Below are 18,305 nucleotides of genomic sequence, written 5' to 3' on the forward strand. Positions count from 1 at the left end.
TCGCTCACAACTCGTTCAACCGCGCGTCGACGTCGTCCCAGTGGCTCCCTCGCCAGAAGTACTGCCCGCACTGACGACACCGCCAGAGCGGTGTATCGTCGGGAACGTAGTCGGGGCGCGGTTCGTCGGCGTCGCCGTCGTCCGCGTCGTCGACCGGAGCGACTCGGCCGTTGCACCGTCCGCAGAACCTCGGTTCGTCGTCCAGCGAGAGCGCGAACCCCTCGGACCGGAGTTCGCGTAGTTGCTCTTTCACGTCGCGTTCGGTCAGGAGCACCGACTCGGTCGCCCGGCTCGCCAACTGGCGGTCGCGGGTGAGGAGCACTCGCCCTTCCTCGCGCGCGACGTCGAGTAGCCGGTCGTCGTCCTCGACTCCGTCGTCGAGTGCGTACGCCGCGTCGTAACCACACATCCGAAGGTACGTCGCGAGTTTACCGAGCATCACGTCGAGGAGGAGCCGCGGTCGGTCGTCGTCCGGACGCGCCATCAGTGGAGGAACTCGCGGAGCCCCTCGACGTCCCGCGTGTTCAACACGTCCGTCTCTTCGGCCCAGCCGCGACGAGCGGTGTGGACGCCGTACCGCATGTAGTCGAGCGTAGCGGGTGAGTGGGCGTCGGTGTCGACGGCGATGGTCGCACCCGCCTCGACGGCGGCACGGACGCCGGCGTCGTTCAGGTCGAGTCGGTGCGGGTTGGCGTTGACCTCCAGCGCCGTTCCGTGTTCGACGGCCGCCCGGGCGACGCGTTCGTAGTCGAGTTCGAGTCCGGGTCGGGTGTGAATGAGTCGTCCCGTCGGGTGGCCGAGCACGTCGACCGACGGATGTTCGATGGCGCGGACGAGGCGTTCGGTCGCCGTCTCGCGGTCCTGTCCGAGCGCGCTGTGCGGCGAGGCGACGACGACGTCCAGTTCGTCGAGCAGGTCGTCGGCGACGGAGATGCCACCCTCGGCGTCGACGTTGGCTTCGACCCCGTGGAGGACAGCGATGTCGGCCTCGGCGGCGACCTCGGCGACGGCGTCCATCTGTTCCCGTAACTCGTCGTCGTCGAGGCCGACGCCGCCGACCATCCCCGGTCCGGTCGCGTGGTCCGAGACGACGTGATACTCGTAGCCGCGTTCCGCCGCCCCGGCGACCATCTCCGCGATGGTGTTGTCGCCGTCGGACCAGTCGGTGTGGGTGTGGAGGTCGCCGCGGATGGCGTCGAGTTCCAGCAGGTCGGGGAGTTCGTCGTCCGCGGCGGCCTCGATCTCGCCCGTGTCCTCCCGCAACTCCGGCGGGATGAGGGGGAGGTCGAGTGCAGCGTACATCTCCGCCTCGGTCTCGCCGCCGACGCGCCGTCCGGCGCGTTGGTCGCTCGCGTCCTCGACGTCCGAGACGTCGAAGATGCCGTACTCGTTCATCTTCAGGTCGCGCTCGATGGCGACGTTCCGAAGGTGGACGTTGTGCTCTTTACTCCCCGTGAAGTACTGGAGCGCCGATCCGAACTCCGCGGGGACGACGACCCGGAGGTCGACTCTGATCCCGTCGGCGCGGACACTCGCCTTCCCGGTGCCGGCTTCGACGACCGAGTCGGCCGCGGGCCAGTCGGTGAAAGCGTCGACGACGGACTCGCCCGCCTCGCTGGCGACGAGCACGTCCACGTCGCCGATCGTCTCTTTCCACCTGCGGATCGACCCCGCGACGTCGGCGCGTTCGACGGCGTCGACACCGCCGAGGTAGTCGAGCACCGAGTCGGCGAGCGGGCGGGCGTCGCCGAGCAGTTCGCGTTCCTGTGACTCGCGGGCGAAGGGGATGTTCTCGAGGATGTTCTCCTCGGTCTTCGGGCCGTACCCCTTGATCTCCTGTATCTCGCCCGCTTCGGCGGCCGCTTCGAGCTCGTCGAGCGTCGTGATGCCGAGCGCCTCGTAGAGGTCGCCGACCGTCTTCGGGCCGACGCCCTCGACGTTCGTCAACTCTCGCATGTCGACGGGGAGGTCCTCGCGGAGTTCGTCCAACTCCCCTATCTCGCCGGTCTCGAAGTACTCGAGGACCTTGCTGGAGATGGCGTCGCCGACGCCCTGGATCTCCTCGACGGCGTCCTGTCCCTCGGCGGCGAGGTCCTCGATGGGCTGGGGGAACTCGCGGATGTTCTCCGCCGCTCGGCGGTACGACCGGGGTTTGTACTCGACGCGTTTCGCATCGAGGAGGTCGGCGAACTCCTCGAGCAGCGTCGCGATCTCGTCGTTTCGGCTCCGACTCATCGGCGGATCCCCTTGTTGTCGCTGTCGCGGCCGAGCACCTTGTTCAGGAAGCTCATCCACCGTTTCTTGTCGGCGGCCTCCTGGACCTGCGCCTCCTGTTCGAGGTCGACGGGTTCGAGCTGTTCGAGCGCGTTCAGCGCCCGGTCGATGCCGACGATGCTCTCGACCAGCCGCTCGCCCTCCTCGTAGCTCACTTCGTTCTCCTCGATCTTCTCGAGGCGTTCGATGCGTTCCCGGCGGAGGTTCCGCTTCGCCCGGTCGACGCGGTCGCGCTCGCCCGACGGGATGGTGTCGCGGCGTTTGATCTCGAAGACGAACTCCTGGAGGTCGAGGGTCTCTCCCTGAACCTCGATCTCGTCGGGGATGGTCGCCCCGATGGTCGCGCCCTCCCGGTTGACGCGCTCCAGGAGCTGCTTCCGCTGGAACTCTTTCACGGGACGCTGTTGGCGTGGTTCGCACTTTGCTCCTTCGCCGCTAGTAACGTGAGTTGGAACCGGGTGTTGACTCACAGACCACGATGCAGTGACTCTTGCTCCGCAAAGCCCTCGCGCTCTCAGGTCGCGCGTCTCGTTGCGCTCCTCGCTTCGCTGCGGTGCTTACATCGCCGTGCTTCCCTGAGAGCACTCGCCCTTTGCAAGTCGCTCACTGAGCGAAGCTCAGTGGCGCCGCGAGGGAACCGAGCGGAGGCCAGCAAGAGCCGCAGGCTCTTGCGTTGTCGCGAACCACGCACGCGAGGAACGAACACCGAAGCAGAACGAAGTGACGCGAGGAGCGCAGTCGATTGGGGAGGGTGTGGCGTCTCGTCGCGCAAGCAGTCGCGGGCCGTGTCACTACTGGCTTCTGACTCCCTCTGCAACTGCCGATGTAGAATCCACCTGAGAGCGGGTAAACCGTCGCGAAGTCGCTGGACGCCCGTTCGCAGAGAGACCCTTCACAAACCCAAACAGAGCACTCCACCGTCACAGACACCGACAGAACCGGCATCTATGGAAGGTTCTTTATGGCCTTCGAGGGTAAGCGGTCCTATGGGATTGTTCGACCGACTGCGCGGCAACGACAACCCGCGCGTCGCCTTCATCGGCATCGACGGGGTGCCGTTTAGCCTCCTCAACGAGCACCGCGACGAGTTCCCCAACTTCGCCGCCCTCGCCGAGGAAGGCAGCGCCGGCGCCATCGACAGCATCGTCCCGCCGGAGTCCAGCGCCTGCTGGCCCGCGCTCACCACGGGCGTCAACCCCGGTGAGACCGGCGTCTACGGCTTCCAGGACCGAGAGGTCGGCAGCTACGACACGTACGTTCCGATGGGGCGGGACGTCCAGGCCAAACGGCTCTGGGACCGCGTCGGCGAGGCCGGCATGAACGCGACGGTGATGAACGTCCCCGTCACGTTCCCGCCGCAGCGCAACGTCCAGCGGATGGTCTCGGGGTTCCTCTCGCCGGGCGTCGACAAAGCCGCCTACCCCGACGAGTTCCGCGACTACCTCCAGGACATCGACTACAAGATCGACGTCAACGCCAAGCTCGGCCACAAAGACGACAAGTCCGACTTCGTCGAGGACGCCCACGACACGCTCGACAAGCGGTTCGAGGCGTTCGAACACTACATCCAGGAGGACGACTGGGACCTCTTCTTCGGTGTCTTCATGACGACCGACCGGGTCAACCACTTCCTGTTCAAGGACTACGAGCGCGACGGCGAGAACAAGGAGGCGTTCATGGAGTTCTATCGCAAGGTCGACGAGTACATCGGGAAGATCCGCGAGATGCTCCCGGAGGACGTCACCCTCGTCGTCGCCTCCGACCACGGGTTCACCTCGCTGGACTACGAGGTCCACTTCAACACCTGGCTCGAACAGGAGGGGTGGCTCTCCTACGAGAGCGACGACCACTCGGAACTCGGCGACATCGCCGACGACACCGAGGCCTACTCGCTCATCCCCGGCCGGTTCTACCTCAACCTCGAAGGCCGCGAACCGCGCGGTTCGGTCCCCGAAGACGAGTACGAGACGAAGCGCGCAGAGTTGAAACAAGCGCTCGAGAACCTCGAAGGCCCCGACGGCAACAAGGTGGCCGCCCGCGTCGTCGAGAAGGAGGAGGCGTTCCGCGGCGAGCACGACGACATCGCCCCGGACCTCGTCGTCGTCCCGAACCACGGCTTCGACCTGAAGGCCGGCTTCAAGGGCCACGAGGACGTCTTCGGTACCGGCCCGCGCAACGGGATGCACAGTTTCGACAACGCCTCGCTCTACGTCGACGACCCCGAGGCGAGCATCGAAGACGCCGACCTGTTCGACATCGCGCCGACCATCCTCGACCTGATGGAGGTCGAGTACCAGCGCTCCGAGTTCGACGGCGGTTGTCTGCTGTCGCGGTAAGCGAGTACCGATTCGACGGACGAACGGTCTTTCAGCTTTTCAGAAGGAGTCACGAACTGAACAGCGACGCCTCAGAGCAACGAGTCTATCTCGTCGTTGTCGAAGGCGCTGACCGGGTCCGGTCGTTCGTCCTTCGCTTCTTCTGCCTCCTGTGCCTCCTTCGCGCGCTTCATGAACCGTTGAACGCGGTCCGACCGTTCGACGCCGCCGAGGAGGACCAGCGTCGCGATGCGCTCGCTGCCGAGCGGGAAGTCGCCGCCGCGGACCTGCAGACTGCCGGTCTCCTCTTCGACCCAGTGGCGGGCGCGTTCGACGCCCTTCCGGGGGATACGGTCGGCGTCGGCGGCGACGACGACGAGCGCGGAGTCGGCCGTCGTCGCGTCCGGGAGACTCGTCCCCGTCAGGAGCGCCTGCCGTGTCGTGCTCATCACCGTGTTGATGTTCTCCTCGGGGTCGGGGGCCGCCTCGGCGCTGGCGTAGCCGAGCGCGGAGATCCCGCCCGAGCGGAGCGTGTTGATGATCTCGCTGGAGTCGACGACGCTCTCCGCGACGCCCTCGACTGCTTCACCCGAAGCGAGCAGCAACCCGACGCGCTTGGCGATGGCCTCGTTGATGGCGTCGTACCCCTCCTCCATGCTCTCGCCGGTGGAACGCCAGGCGTCGTTGTCGACGAGGAGCACCGAGTCGGCCTCACGTGCGGCCGTCTTCAGCGAACGACCCGCGTTGACCTGGTACATCGCTCCCTCACCCTCGCCGGGGAGAACGCCGAGGACGTAGACGGGGACGTCGTAGACGCGCTTGAGCTCCTTCGCGAGGACGGGTGCGCCGCCGGAGCCGGTGCCACCACCGAGTCCCGCCACGACCACGATCGACTCCGCTTCGGCGGTGATACTGCCGTCGAGCGCCGACATGACCTCGCGGGCGTCCGACTGCATCAGTTCCGCACCGAGTTCGTTGTCGCCGCCGACGCCGTGGCCGTTCACGCGGTCCTGGCCGACCAGCACCGTCTCGAGTGGGAGCGGTTGGAGGTCCGCCTTCGCACTGTTGACGGCCAGCGCGCCGGTGACTGCGCCGAACCCCATCCGGTCGTCGAACTCGACGAGTTCGGTCGCGAGCTTGCCGCCGGCCTGGCCGACACCGATCAGGACGGTCTTCATAGCTGACACCATGACTGGCCCCCTCTTGAACGTTCCCCTGCGAAGATTTATGAAAGAAAGAACGACCACGACGCCGTATGACCGACGACCTCTCGGAGCGTCTCGACGCGGTCGAGCGCAGTCTGACCGACGGCGACACGGACGTCGCGTCGCTGTCGGACGCAGCCGACGCCGAGGAGCGACTCGCCGCACTCGAGACGCGGGCCGCAGAGCTCGACGACCGGGTGACCGAACTCGAAGCGGCGACGCAGGCGCTCCGCGGCTACGTCGGCGGCGTCCGGGCGGTGAACCGGGACGTCGAACGTCGCGCGGACGCCGCACTCGCCGGCGTGGAGTCGCTCGCCGAGACGCTGGACGAAACTCCCGACGACGCAGCGTTCGAGGCGGTGTGTGCCGAAACGGGTGACGGAGCTGTCTCCGGCGACAGGGCTGGAGAGGACACGGAGAGCGGCGACGCCGACCTCGTCGACCGTCTGCGCGACGCCCTGTGATCCGGGTCGTCCTCGCCGTCGCGCTCGCGACCGCCCTCTTGTCGGCGTCGCTCCCGGCGGTCGAGAGCGCCCGCGCCGACCGAACGGCTGCCGGACTCGACGCCGACGTCGCGCGCCTCACTGCGGCGGCGACGACGCTCGTCGACCGGGACGCGCCGACACGCCGCGACGTCGCCGGTGCTCGTCGCGTCGTCGCTGTCGCCGTTCCCCGGCCGTCGTGGACGACGACCGCCGTCGACAGCGTCACCGTGGCCGGTCAGCCAGACGGTGCCGACGAGTCGACGACGTCGGCGGCGGTGAGCTACACCCTACAGAACGGCCGCCAGCGACGCGTTCGACTCGACGTGCCGCTTCGCACCCCGGACGGGCCCGTCGTCTTGCGGGGCAGTGGGACGCACCGACTGGTGCTATCGCTCGTGCGCGACGGCGACGAGTCGGCCGTCGTCGTTCGTCGCCGGTGACGAACCGGAGACAGATGGCGGTGAGACGGCACGAGCCGAGCGTTCAAGTACCGGGAGGCGACCACCGCGGCCCATGCGACTCGTAGACCGACTGACCGACCTCCGCGCCAACGAGCGAGCCGACGGCTGTCGGTGCTCGGTCTCGTTCGACGAACCGACCGGCACCGGCGTCGACGACCGCGTCGAGTGCGTCGTCGACAGCGACGACTGTTCGGGCGGCGGCGATCTCGCCGTCGCCGCCGCCTGTCGAGCCACCGTCGTCGACGCGCTCGCCGACCGCGACGCCGACGTCGTCCGGACCCGCAGCGACGGGCGGGAACGCATCTACGCCGACGGTGCAGCGGCGCTCCTGCTCGCGGCGGGGAAGTTCGTCGAGCGCGCGTCGTTTCACGACGACCGACTGGCAGACCGCGCCCGCCGCGACCCGCTCGGTGCCGCACACGAGGCGACGGGACGGGCCGACGCCACGGCGACGGTCGCCGCCGAGACCGGGTTGGCGGCCGTGGTCGACGGGCTCGCCGTCCCCTCCGAAGCCGACGGGTGCGGCGACAGCGGCTCCGGCCGCGGTGCGTACCGTCGCATCCTCGACCCGTTCGTCGGCCCGACCGTCGCCCGCTCTCGCGTCCGACTCACGCCCCCGCCGGACGCTCGACTCGTCGACCGCTGGTCCTTGGAGACGGGCGCGACGGTCCGAATCTACGACACTGACGGCGACCTCCCGTGGTACCAGCTCGAACCGATCGCACACACGCTCGACGTCGACGCGACGTCGACGCTGGCGGCCGCGGAGGAGCGACTCGCCACGGGCGGCGTCGACGGCGGCCGACGTGCTCCGGGCAGAGCGGTCCGGCAGGTCGCCGACGGCGACGACCCGGTCGAACTGCTCACGCGTGAACTGACGAAGTACACGCGCGGCCACGGCGTCCTCGACGACTGCTTCGCCGACCCGCGCGTCTCCGACGCCTTCGTGTCCGCACCCGTGACGGCGAACCCCGTGCGCGTCTCGGTCGACGGCGAGCGGATGCGGACGAACGTCCGACTCACGCCGGGCGGTGCCGCCGCCCTCGCCTCGCGGTTCCGGCGGACGAGCGGCCGCCCGTTCTCGCGGGCGTCGCCGACCATCGACGCCATCGTCGAGGCCGGCGTCGACGGGAGCGTCCGCGTCGCGGGCGTGAGCGACCCCGCGAGCGACGGCGTCGGGTTCGCCTTCCGCCGTCACGACGGCGACGCGTGGACGCTCCCCGGACTCGTCGCCAACGACACTCTCCCGGCAGACGCCGCCGCGCTCCTCTCGGTCGCCGTCGAGCGGTCGGCGGCGGGACTCGTCGCCGGGACGCGCGGCGCGGGGAAGACGACGCTGCTCGGGGCGCTGCTGTGGGAGTTGCCCGCGGCGACGCGGACGGTCACCATCGAAGACACGCCGGAACTCCCGGTCGAGACGCTCCAGCGTCACGGTCGGGACGTCCAACCGCTCTACGCCGGTACCGACGCGAGCGACGCGCTCTCCCCGACGGAGGCGCTCCGGACGGCGCTCCGACTCGGGGAGGGCGCACTCGTCGTCGGCGAGGTGCGCGGCGAGGAGACCGCGACGCTGTACGAGGCGATGCGCGTCGGTGCCAGCGGGAGCGCCGTCCTCGGGACCATCCACGGCGACGGCGGCGCGGCGGTCCGCGAACGCGTCGTCTCGGACCTCGGCGTTCCGGAGTCGTCGTTCGGCGCGACCGATCTCGTCGTCACGCTCGCCGCCGGCGACTCCAGACACGTCGCAAGCGTCGAGGAGGTGCGGTCGACCGACGACGGCGTCCGGTTCGAACCGCTGTTCGCACGGACCGGCGAGGGGGACGACGGACTCGCCCCGACCGGCACGCTCGCTCGCGGTAACAGCACGCTCCTCGCAGACCTCACGCGCCCGGACGAGAGCTACGCGGACCTCCGGGCGGTGCTCGGCGAGCGCGAGCGACGGCTGGCCGAACTGGCGACGACAGACCGGACCCGCCCGGCCGACGTCGTCCGAGCGTATCGGGAACGACGGCGGGGACGGAGCGCGGACTGATGGTCGACTCCGACCCTCAACCCGACCGCGCTGCGACACTCGCGACGTCGCTCGCTCGACTCTATCCGTGGGCCGTCGACTCGAGCGTCGAACTGGATCGGGCGCTCGCTTACCTCGGCAGCGACGTCGACGCGGACACCGTCGTCCGTGCCGGGTACGGCGCGGCGGTCGTCGCCGCGGCTGGCTGTCTCGTCGCCGTGGTCGTCCTCACGGGGTCTCTCGCGGTCGCCGTTCCCGGCGCACTCGCCGTCGCGCTCGGGACTGCCCACGGCGTCCATCGACTGCCGGTCGTCCGCTCGGACGCCAGACGGACGCGAGCGCTCGGTGCCACGACGGGACTCGTCGGACGGGCGGTGCTGCGGATGCGCATCGAACCGACGGTCGAACGGGCCGCACGGTTCGCCGCCCGAACCGGCGACGGACCGCTCGCCGACAGTCTCGGCGAGCACGTCCGTCGCGCCACTGGGACGCCCGAGAGCGGGTTCGACGGGTTCGCCACGGAGTGGCGCGAGTGGTTCCCCGAACTCGACCGCGCCGTCTCCCTGCTCGCGGCGAGCGCCGTCGCGACCGACGACGAACGGGGACGGTCGCTCGATCGGGCGCTCGCGGCGGTGCTCGAGGGGACTCGGAGTCGGATGGCGACGTTCGCGGCGTCGATCCGCGGACCGGCGACCGCGCTCTACGCCTTCGGTGTGCTGCTCCCGCTCGCCCTCGTCGGCGTCCTCCCCGCGGCGCGTGTCGCCGGCTTGCCGGTGTCGCTTCCGGCGTTCGTCCTGCTCTACGACGTGCTCCTCCCGACCGGACTCCTGGTCGCCTGCGGCTGGCTCCTCCTGCGTCGGCCGGTCGCCTTCCCGCCGCCGCGCGTCGGGAGCGACCACCCCGACGTCCCGACGACGCCCCGGCGCGAAGTCGCTGCAGGGGGCGTCGCGGCCGCCGGAGGCTGGCTCGTCGCGTCGACGCTCGTCCCCTGGGCCGGGCCGCTCGCCGCGGTCGGGTTCGGGTCGGGCGTGGCGCTGGTGGTTCGCTACCGACCCGTGAAGGCGGTCCGCGACCGGGTGCGGGCGATCGAGGACGGACTCCCCGACGCGCTCTACCTCGTCGGTCGCCGCGTCGCCGAGGGGACGGCCGTCGAGACGGCGCTCGCTCGCGCGAGCGAGGAGACGACGGGCGCGACCGGTGCGTTGCTCGCCGACGCCGTCCGCGTCCAGCGCAACCTCCGCGTCGGCGTGCGGGCGGCCTTCTTCGGACGCTACGGGGTGCTCTCGGACGTCCCGAGCGACCGAGTCCGGGGGACGGCCGGTCTCCTCGCGCTCGCGGCGACACAGGGAGCACCCGCCGGGAGCGCCATCGTCGCGATGGCCGATCAGCTCGACTCGCTGCGCGAGGTCGAACGGGAGGCCCGTCGAGAGCTGGCGACGGTGACGGAGACGCTCGCGAACACGGCCGCGCTGTTCGCGCCGCTGGTCGGTGGGGCGACAGTGGCGCTGGCCGACCGGATGGCGACCGCAGAGGGGGTGAGCGGGTCCGAGTCGACGCACGCAGCGACGGCCGTCGCGTCTAGCGGTAACAGCCTCGGCGGTGGCGACGCACTCGCCACGGCGTCGCTCGGCCCGGCCGTCGGCGTCTACGTCTTGCTCCTCGCGGCGCTGTTGACGACGCTCGCCGTCGGCCTCGAACACGGGCTGGACCGCGCGCTGGTGGGCTACCGCGTCGGGCTCGCGCTGCTGTCGGCGACGGCGACCTACCTCGCCGCCGTCGTGGCGGCGGGACTGCTCGTCTGACTCCGTCGGTCGTCGCGAGCGTTTAAGTACGGAGAGGCGACCACCCCGGCCCATGTTCGACGTTCCGCTCGAAGCGTGGTACAGTTGGATCGGCCTCTCGTTCGCGAGTCTCGCGCTGCTCGGCGTCGTCACCGCCGTACCGACGACGGCCCCCCCGGACGCGACGGCCGTCGCGAACACGGTCGACCGCGTCGCCGCGAGCGACCACCCGACGACCGCCGAACAGCCACTCGAGGCGACGGCGGTCAGACTCGGCCCGCACCGCGTGAGCCTCCGGAACGACGGCGGCACCACCCACGCGTCGTACGCCTTCGGGCCAGTGACGCCGGTCTCGGAGGGGTCGAAGCTCCAACAGGTGCTCTACGGCCGTCCGCCGACAGACGTGTTCGACTCCCGGCGCGCCTTCCAGCAGGCGCTCGTCGAGGCCCGGACGGCCGAACCGACGTGGCGGCCGGTCGACCGGACGCTCGTGGTCCGACGCGTCTCGTGGGAGGGGGTCGATGCCGTCCTCGTCGATGCGTAGCGACCACGACGGCGGTGGGCGCGACGGGATCGCCCGACGCGACGGACGAGCGCGGAGCGACTTCCCCGACGGCCAGCGCGGACAGACCGACCCGCTCGTCGCGCTCGTCGCGCTGTTCGCCGTCTCGCTCGGCGTGAGCCTCTACGCGGGCGTCCTCGACGACGTCTCGGCGACTGTCGGCGTCGACCGGGACGTCGCCACCCCGACGCTCGAACGCGTCCACGAGGCGACGACCACCGCCGGCGTCCTCGACCCGAGTTCGCTGGAGGACGCTCGCTCCGTCGCTCCCGACGGCTACGAGGCGAATCTCAGCGTGCGGGCGGCAGCGAGGGAGTGGGAGGCGGGACCACCGACTCCCACCGCGACGTCCGCCGAGGGGACGGTCGACAGCGCCGCCCGGTCGGTCGGCGTCCGTCTCGGTCCGGGTCGCGTTCGTCACGGCCGCCTTCGGGCGGTGGTCTGGTCGTGACGAGCGCCGTCCTCGACGTGGCGCTCTGTCTGCTCCTCGTCAGCGCGGCGGCGGTGACGCTGGTGACGGTCCCCGACGCGGTCGACGGCGACGTCGACGGCGACCGTGCCGACGCGGTCGCGACGACGCTCACGACGAGCACCGCGACGGTGAACTACAGCCTCGCGGCCGGTGCGAGACGCGCGGACGACGACCTCGTCGCGTTTCCGACGACGTCGGGTCCCGAGTTCGAGCGGTCGACGCACGGGACGCTCGCCGGACTGCTGGCCGACGCCGCCGTCGGCACTGTCACCGTCGCAAACGAACCGCTGACACACACCGACGACGGGTTCCGGGAGGCCGTCCGCGAACGGGTCGAACGGGACGTCGCAGACGACGGCACCCAACTGATCGTCCGGTGGGAACCGTATCGCGGCTCGCACCTCGACAGCCGGCTGACCGCCGGGTCGTCGCCGCCGCCGTCGGCGACGGTCCACGCGGCGACCGTCTCGGTGCCGAGCGGACTGCCTGCTGCACGGGACGACGCGCGTTCGGCGGCAGCGGAGTCCGGTTACGAAGGCGTCGCCCGCGTCGTCGCCGACCGCGTCGTCTCGGGGCTGTTCCCGCCGGACGACCTCCGGTTCGCGCTCCGCGGCGACTACCCCGTCTCCCGGTTCGCCGAGTACCGATACCGCCGCGCCGGTGAGGCGTACGGCGTCGCCGTCGACGGTGGAGAGAGCGGCAGCGACGACGGCGACGACGGCGACGACGGCGAGGTTCGACCGACCGACGCGAACGATCGACTGACCGGCGCGGTCGCAGACGCCGTCGAGCGTGACCTCCGAACGGCGTTCGACAGCCCCGAGGAGGCCGCCACGAGCGTCCGCGTCGCCGAGGTTCGGATCGTCGTCAGGACGTGGTCCGCGTGAGACTCGCGAACGACAGACGGGCGCGAGTGCCGTTCGCCCTCCTCGGGGTGCTGCTACTCGTCGGTAGCGCGACCTACGCGACGACGCTCTCGGCGGGCGGACCAGTTCGACACGACGACAGCGTCGACACCGCGATGGACCGCGTCGAGGCGAACGTCGGTCCCGCACTCCGCTCGGCAGCGAAGGAGGCCGCCCGGGACGCCGCTCGCGACCCGGTGACGGTCGCCGCCGACACGCCCGCCGGTCGGGTGCTCGACGACTCGACGCCGTTCCGCGACGCGCTGCGGCTTCGCATCTATCTCGTCGCACGGGACCGGTTCGAGAGGGTCGACCACCGTCGGAACGACGTCGTCGCAGACGTCTCGCTTCCACCGGTGACGAACGTCTCGGAGCTCGCAGACGCCAAACGGCGCGTCGCCGTCGAACGGGCAGCGAACGGGACGGCGATTCGGGTGACCGTCCGCGACGTGACCACGACTGCTCGCCGAGACGGTCGCGTCGTCGCCCGCGACACCGAGGCGGTGACGCTGACCGTCTCGACGCCGGTGTTGCTCGCTCACGACCGGACGAGGGTGTACGAGCGGCGGCTGAACCGCGGTCCGCTTGAGGGGCGGGGGCTCGGCCAGCGGTTGACCGGTCGACTCGCCCCCGTCGTCTGGGCGCGGAGCGCCGGCCAGTACAGCGGGATGCCGATCTCGAACGTCCTCGGGAACCGCCACGTCGAACTCGCCGCGAACGGAGGTGTGCTCGGGACTCAGCGGGCCACCTTCGGTCGCGACGACCCGCGTGCGCGACGTGGCCTCCACCGAGCCACGACACACGTCAGGTTACAGGACCTCCACGCCGGGTCGGCGAGTGCGCTCAGAGGTCGACTGAACCGGACGTATCCGCCCTCGCCGATCAGCCTCACGGGGGACGGTGCGCCGCCGCGACTCGCCGAGCGAGGTCAGACGGGACCCGAGCGAGCGAACCGGACGCTGTCGGTCGGCGTCGACCGTACCGCGGACGTCGCGTTCGCGACGCTGCTCTCCGACCGCGATTCGGAATCGCTCGAACGGACGCTACGGGGGTCGTACCGGACGACGGCACGCCTCGCCACCGACGTCGACCACGTCGTCGACGAGGAGCGTCCCGAGCGACGGCCGCCGGGCGAGAACTGGTCGCTCGTCGACGAGCGAACGCGCGACTCCGTCGAGGTCGACCCGGCGACGCCGGAGTCCCTCGACGTCGGCGACGAGCGGTTCACCACGTTCGGACGACACGTCACTCGTCACAGCCGCGTCGTCCGTCTCTGGCGACGGGGCAACGAGACGCGCCGTCGAGTCCATCGGTGGCGAGACGAGTACCGCGTGAGCGTCGCCGTCGGCGGCGAGTACGACCCGGTCGGAGCGGCACCCGCTCGGTCAGTTCGACCAACCTACGAACGAGGCGGCGCGCTCGACGGGCCGAACCTCGCCGACGTCCCCGCGCGAGCGACCGACCGCCTGCTCGAGACGAACCGCGACACCGTCGCCGTCCGGGCCGTCGACGGCGACGTCGACGACTCGACCGTCGTCTCCGGGCGACGACCCGACGGACTCGCGAAGTGGGTCTACCACGACCTGGCTCGACTCCGCGAGCGCGTCCGGAACATCTCGGTCAACGTCGACGCCCGCGCCGTCGCGACCGGGAGAGTGAACCCGCCGGCACGTCTCGCCGACCGACTCCGCGACCGGCGTGCGCGACTCGTCGACGCACCGCCGACGTACGACGGCGTCGCCGACAGGGCACGCGTCGCCGCACGGCGGGCCTACCTCGATCGCGTCGTCGCTCGGCTCGACGAACGTGCGGCGGCGCGACACGAGTCGACGGACGTGCTCGACGAGGCGCTCTCGGAGGCGGGCGTCGGATCGACCGACCGTCTCGCGGCGGCCGTCGCCGCCGGTTCGGAGACGAGCGAGCCACGGTACCGCCGTCTCGGAACCGACGAGTCGGCTCCGGGTGGGGACGTCGCACTCGTCCCCGACGGGTCGCCGGGCTATCTGACGCTGTCGACCGTCTCCGAGGAGCACGTCGAGGCGGTCCCCGAGAACCGGCGCTACCGACCGCTGACCGCCCGAAACCTCAACGTGTTCGCCGTCCCGTACGGCGACGCCACCGACGGCGTGCTGTCGCTGTTCGCGACCGACCGGACGGTCGACCTCCGGACCGCCGGGAGTACGCTCGTCGCCGCCAACCGGACGCTCGCCCGCACCGACAACCGGAGCCTCCGCCAGCGACGGGACGTCCTTCGGCGGTCGGTCGGCGAGTCGCTCTCGACCGTCGGACGGGAGACGCGACGCCCGGTCGTCCGGGAGACCTCGCTCACTCGGCGCGAACATCGCGCGGCCGTCGACGCGGCGTTCGCCCGGTGGGACGGTGCCGGTCACCGCGCGCTGGCGGCGGCGAACGGGTCGTTCGCGCGTGCGCTCACTGCCGAGGTCCGCGCTCGCGCCGACCTCGACGCGCGGGCGGCGGACCGACTCGGGACCCGTCTCCGCGTCGACGTCGGTCGGGCGACGCAGGGGAGCGAGACGAAGGTGCCACAGGAGGAGACGAACGCGACCGCCCGGGTCGTCCGCGAGTACGCCGACGCGACGGTGAAGAAGTACGTCACCGACGGCGCCGCGCGTCTCTCGGAGCGTGCAGGCAAGCGGGCCGCCCGGCGCGTGCTCAACGAGACGGTCGAGGGCGTCCCCGCTGGCGTCCCCGTCGCGCCTGCCCCCGGCTACTGGTACGCGACGGCCAACGTCTGGCACGTGACGGTCCGTGGCGAATACCTGCGCTTCACGGTCCGAGCGTACAGTGGCCCCTCCGACGGGAGCGGGGCGACGCTCCAGTACGTCCGCGACGGGTCGTCCGTCGCGCTCGACGTCGATGGAGACGGCGAGACGGAACGGCTGGGCCGGAGCGAACGCCTCTCGTTCGAGACGACGGCCGTCGCCGTCACTGCGGTTCCGGGCGGGCGGTGGGTCGGCGACGTCGACGGCGACGCCGACGAGCGGTCGGCGGGGTGGGCCGACGGACCGGGTTGCGTCGGGAGTGGTGCGTCAGCAACGTCGGCAACGTCGGCAACGTCGCCGACGTCGACGCCGGTGGCCGCCGACGACTGTCGGACTGACTGACGATGGTCGGACACGCCGTCGACGAGGGCGACAGCAGGTGACAACCGTTTTGCCCGCAGGGACGCGAGGGAGAAACGATGCTCTACGACGCAGCCGACGAACCCGAGACGCTCTCGACCGACGAGCTGTTGACGACGTACGCGAGCGAACTGCAGGCCGTCGTCGACGACGTCGGGGCCGACACGGTCGTCGCGGAGACCGACCTCGCCCGCGAGACGGTCGACGCCGTCGTCGCCGGCGACGTCGCCGACCTCACGCTCGAGGAGGCGGCCGCCGTCCTCGCCGTCTCGCCGGACTACCCCGACCAGCGCGGTATCGTCCTCGAGGTGCGCGACCACCTCCTGATGGGGATGACGACCGCCGTCCTCGACGTCGATACCATCGCCGCCAACGTCGACGTCGACCTCACCGGCCAGGAGGTCCAGCAGGCCATCGAGGGACGGACGCCGATGACGCTCGCGGAGTTCGCCGCGATCCATCGGCTGATCGCCGAGCGCAAGGACCGCTAATGCGCGTCGCGATCCTCGGCTGTGGCTACGTCGGGCTCGAACTCGGTCGCCAACTGACGGCGGCGGGCCACGACGTCGTCGGCGTCCGTCGCTCCGACGAGGGGTTCGCGGCCGTCGAAGACGCCGGCTTCGACGCGGTGCGCGCCGACGTCACAGACGCCGCGTCGCTGTCGGCGGTGCCGGACGTCGACTGGCTCGTCTTCGCCGCGAGTTCGGGCGGTCGCGGCGCAGACGCCGCCGAGCGCGTGTTCGTCGACGGGCTTCGGACGGCAATCGAACAGTTCGCCGCGCGCGAAGATGCGCCCGATCGACTGGCGTACACGTCGAGTACGGGCGTCTACGGCGACCACGACGGCGGCTTCGTCGACGAGTCGACGCCGCTGGACCCCACGACGGAGAAGACGCGCGTCCTCGCGGAGGCCGAGCGCGTCGCCCGCGAGGTCGCCGCCGACCACGGAATCGACGGGACGGTCGCCCGCTTCGCCGGGCTGTACGGTCCCGGTCGGTACCGCCTCGACCGATATCTGGAGGGGCCCGTCACCGAGGGGTATCTGAACATGATCCACCGCGACGACGCCGCCGGGGCGGTCGCGTACCTCCTCGAATCGGACCTCGCGCGCGACGAGGTGGTGCTCGTCGCCGACGACGAACCCGCCGACAAGTGGACGTTCGCCGACTGGCTGGCCGAGCAGTGCGGGCGTTCCTCTCCGCCGAAACAGACCAAAGAAGAGCGCCTGAGCGAGGGCGACCTCTCGGAGGCCGCCCGGCGGCGGATCCTGACGAGCAAACGGTGCTCGAACGCTCATCTCCGCGAACTCGGCTACGACCTCCGGTATCCGACCTACCGGGAGGGGTACCGCGTCGCCGTCGAGGCGTATCGAGACGGACGCTCCGCGTGAACGGCGCGTCCTCCTCGTTTCCTGCTTCGAACGCCACGATAAAATATGGGGAACATTCTTGCCAGTCGGCCCAAACAGGGGGAGTATGCCTGTACCCGTCGACCCAGGGCTACTCGAGCAGATCGAGTCGGCCGTGCTCGCGAACTCGACGGTAGTCGTCGCGCTGGTCGTCGGCGTGCTGACGCTCACGTTCGGTCTCCACGCCCTCCACCGCCTCCGGCGGCCGATGGGGTCGCGGTTCCGCGAGACGCTGGCGAACCGAGAGGAGCTCGCCGTCCTGATGCATCCGAACCCCGACCCCGACGCGATGGCGGCGGCCGTCGGCGTCGCCTGCCTCGCCGAGCAGGTCGGCACCGAGAGCAGCCTCCAGTTCACCGGACAGATCCGCCACCAAGAGAACCGGGCGTTCCGAACCGTCCTCGACCTCGATCTGGACTGCATCGACCACGTCTCGGATCTCGCCGCCGAGCACGTCGCCCTCGTCGATCACAACACGCCTCGCGGGTTCGCCGGGGCGAGCGCCGTCCTCCCCTTCGCCGTCGTCGACCACCACCCCGGCGAGGGAGCGGGCGAGGAGTACACGGACGTCCGAACCGACTACGGAGCGTGTTCGAGCATCGTCGCGGAGTACTTCCAGGACATCGGCGCCAAACCCGTCCCGCCGGACCAGCACGCGAGCGAGATCGACGCCGACTACACCCTGCCGTCGACGGTCGCGACAGGGTTGCTCTACGGTATCCTCGCGGATACCAAACATCTGACTGCGGGCAGTTCGGCGGCTGATTTTCGCGCGTGTTCCTATCTCTCGACCGGCGTCGACGAGGACCTGCTCGACCGGATCGCCAACCCGCAAGTGAGCGCCGAGGTGCTCGAGATCAAGGCCCGCGCCATCGCCGGCCGCCAGATCAAGGGGTCGTTCGCCGTGAGCGACGTCGGCCAGCTCTCGAACGTCGACGCCATCCCGCAGGCCGCCGACGAGCTCATCCAGCTGGAGGGCGTCACCGCCGTCGTCGTCTGCGGCGAGCGCGAGGGGACGATCTACCTCTCGGGACGCTCGCGGGACGACCGGGTCCACATGGGACGGGCGCTGGAGGCCGCCGTCGAGAACGTCCCGAACTCGTCGGCCGGTGGACACGCTCGGATGGGCGGCGGCCAGATTCGCGAGCGCGTCGCCCTCCCGAACGGCGGTGAGGAACTGCCCGAGTCGGTGGCGCGACCGGAACTGATCGACCGCCTGTTCCGCTCGATGTCCGGCGACATCTGAGCGCGAGTCGTCGCGGCTATCTCTCGGCTCCCAGAAC

The 18,305-nt window shown here is 70.6% G+C and carries 16 protein-coding genes; 12 read left to right on the forward strand and 4 right to left on the reverse strand.

The annotated features are described in order from the left end of the window. Positions 1-4: 4 nt before the first annotated feature. The 3 genes from EOHIBHHM_RS02645 to EOHIBHHM_RS02655 are packed head-to-tail and all read right to left on the reverse strand — an operon-like array spanning position 5 to position 2,669. Positions 5-484 carry a Mut7-C RNAse domain-containing protein gene (locus EOHIBHHM_RS02645; protein ID WP_497254364.1) on the reverse strand — a complete coding sequence of 160 codons (480 nt, stop codon included), beginning with the start codon at positions 482-484 and terminating at the stop codon, positions 5-7. Further along, the gene (gene polX, locus EOHIBHHM_RS02650) at positions 484-2,235 is read right to left on the reverse strand and encodes a DNA polymerase/3'-5' exonuclease PolX (protein ID WP_497254366.1); all 1,752 of its coding nucleotides are present in this window, start codon (positions 2,233-2,235) and stop codon (positions 484-486) included. The genes EOHIBHHM_RS02645 and polX overlap by 1 nt, the downstream gene beginning before the upstream one ends. Further along, on the reverse strand, positions 2,232-2,669 hold the full coding sequence (locus EOHIBHHM_RS02655; RefSeq protein WP_497254368.1) for a DUF5788 family protein: 438 nt from the start codon (positions 2,667-2,669) through the stop codon (positions 2,232-2,234). The genes polX and EOHIBHHM_RS02655 overlap by 4 nt, the downstream gene beginning before the upstream one ends. Positions 2,670-3,260: 591 nt before the next feature. On the opposite strand from EOHIBHHM_RS02655, the gene EOHIBHHM_RS02660 reads away from it, so the two are divergent. Further along, positions 3,261-4,610: an alkaline phosphatase family protein gene (locus EOHIBHHM_RS02660; RefSeq protein WP_497254370.1), complete on the forward strand. Its 1,350-nt coding sequence runs from the start codon at positions 3,261-3,263 to the stop codon at positions 4,608-4,610. 71 nt (positions 4,611-4,681) lie between these two features. Here the strand turns inward: EOHIBHHM_RS02660 and EOHIBHHM_RS02665 are convergent, their stop codons facing one another. Continuing rightward, positions 4,682-5,767, reverse strand: coding sequence for a tubulin/FtsZ family protein (locus EOHIBHHM_RS02665; protein ID WP_497254372.1), 1,086 nt, complete (start codon positions 5,765-5,767; stop codon positions 4,682-4,684). A gap of 77 nt (positions 5,768-5,844) precedes the next feature. Here EOHIBHHM_RS02665 and EOHIBHHM_RS02670 point away from each other — a divergent pair, with 77 nt between their 5' ends. From EOHIBHHM_RS02670 to EOHIBHHM_RS02720, 11 genes are all read left to right on the forward strand, one after another. Continuing rightward, a complete protein-coding gene (locus tag EOHIBHHM_RS02670; RefSeq protein ID WP_497254374.1) occupies positions 5,845-6,258 on the forward strand; it encodes a DUF7310 family coiled-coil domain-containing protein in 414 nt (137 codons plus the stop codon). Beyond that, positions 6,255-6,719 (forward strand): DUF7311 family protein, encoded by a 465-nt coding sequence (locus EOHIBHHM_RS02675; protein ID WP_497254376.1) that lies wholly within the window; start codon positions 6,255-6,257, stop codon positions 6,717-6,719. Before EOHIBHHM_RS02670 ends, EOHIBHHM_RS02675 begins: the two co-directional genes overlap by 4 nt. Before the next feature lie 73 nt (positions 6,720-6,792). Next, positions 6,793-8,772, forward strand: coding sequence for an ATPase, T2SS/T4P/T4SS family (locus EOHIBHHM_RS02680; RefSeq protein ID WP_497254378.1), 1,980 nt, complete (start codon positions 6,793-6,795; stop codon positions 8,770-8,772). After that, on the forward strand, positions 8,772-10,553 hold the full coding sequence (locus tag EOHIBHHM_RS02685) for a type II secretion system protein (protein ID WP_497254380.1): 1,782 nt from the start codon (positions 8,772-8,774) through the stop codon (positions 10,551-10,553). Before EOHIBHHM_RS02680 ends, EOHIBHHM_RS02685 begins: the two co-directional genes overlap by 1 nt. Before the next feature lie 52 nt (positions 10,554-10,605). Next, positions 10,606-11,076: a DUF7283 family protein gene (locus EOHIBHHM_RS02690; RefSeq protein WP_497254382.1), complete on the forward strand. Its 471-nt coding sequence runs from the start codon at positions 10,606-10,608 to the stop codon at positions 11,074-11,076. After that, positions 11,054-11,545, forward strand: coding sequence for a DUF7285 family protein (locus EOHIBHHM_RS02695; RefSeq protein WP_497254384.1), 492 nt, complete (start codon positions 11,054-11,056; stop codon positions 11,543-11,545). Before EOHIBHHM_RS02690 ends, EOHIBHHM_RS02695 begins: the two co-directional genes overlap by 23 nt. Beyond that, entirely contained in the window at positions 11,542-12,453 is a 912-nt protein-coding gene (locus EOHIBHHM_RS02700; RefSeq protein ID WP_497254386.1) for a DUF7284 family protein, read from the forward strand. Before EOHIBHHM_RS02695 ends, EOHIBHHM_RS02700 begins: the two co-directional genes overlap by 4 nt. Beyond that, on the forward strand, positions 12,450-15,596 hold the full coding sequence (locus tag EOHIBHHM_RS02705; protein WP_497254388.1) for a DUF7286 family protein: 3,147 nt from the start codon (positions 12,450-12,452) through the stop codon (positions 15,594-15,596). The genes EOHIBHHM_RS02700 and EOHIBHHM_RS02705 overlap by 4 nt, the downstream gene beginning before the upstream one ends. Positions 15,597-15,673: 77 nt before the next feature. Further along, on the forward strand, positions 15,674-16,105 hold the full coding sequence (locus EOHIBHHM_RS02710; protein WP_497254390.1) for a DUF5791 family protein: 432 nt from the start codon (positions 15,674-15,676) through the stop codon (positions 16,103-16,105). Further along, positions 16,105-17,004, forward strand: a complete 900-nt coding sequence (locus tag EOHIBHHM_RS02715) for an SDR family oxidoreductase (RefSeq protein WP_497254392.1) — start codon at positions 16,105-16,107, stop codon at positions 17,002-17,004. The genes EOHIBHHM_RS02710 and EOHIBHHM_RS02715 overlap by 1 nt, the downstream gene beginning before the upstream one ends. 85 nt (positions 17,005-17,089) lie before the next feature. Beyond that, on the forward strand, positions 17,090-18,268 hold the full coding sequence (locus EOHIBHHM_RS02720; RefSeq protein WP_497254394.1) for a DHH family phosphoesterase: 1,179 nt from the start codon (positions 17,090-17,092) through the stop codon (positions 18,266-18,268). Positions 18,269-18,305: the final 37 nt, after the last annotated feature.

It is taken from the genome of Halogranum roseipondis (assembly GCF_059695585.1).